At 43.0% G+C, this 405-nt stretch carries 1 protein-coding gene; it reads right to left on the bottom strand.

Annotated elements, in window-relative coordinates:
* Nucleotides 1-69 precede the first annotated feature (69 nt).
* The coding region (locus A3761_RS02730; protein ID WP_369808160.1) for a nicotinate-nucleotide diphosphorylase at nt 70-405 on the bottom strand (336 nt) is incomplete at its 5' end.

Raw genomic sequence — 405 nt, 5'->3', positions numbered from 1 at the left:
TAATAGCCAAATGATTGTCTAACTGAAGTGTTTCGGTATGTAAATTTATGTAAGCTGGCGTTTTTCTGTTTAGATATCAATCCGCATTGAAAGGTCGATAGATTTGCAGTCTTTTGTCAGTGCGCCGATTGAAATAAAGTCTACTCCCGTTTCAGCAATTGGGACCAGCGTTTCATTGGTTATGCCGCCAGAAGCTTCAAGCTTGGCTTGGCCTTTATTTAGTTTTACGGCCTCGTTTAAAGTGCTGATAGGGAAATTGTCGAGCATGACGATATCAGCCTGAGCTTGTAAGGCTAGTTGCAACTCTTGTATAGATTCAACTTCAACTTCGATGGGCTTTCCGGGAGCTAGTTGCTGAGCTTTGTTAACTGCCTGTCCAATGCCGCTGCAGGCCATAATGTGATT

This window comes from Oleiphilus sp. HI0123, assembly GCF_001635315.1.
Note: the sequence above shows the minus strand (reverse complement) of the source record. Positions and strands in the feature narration are given on the sequence as shown.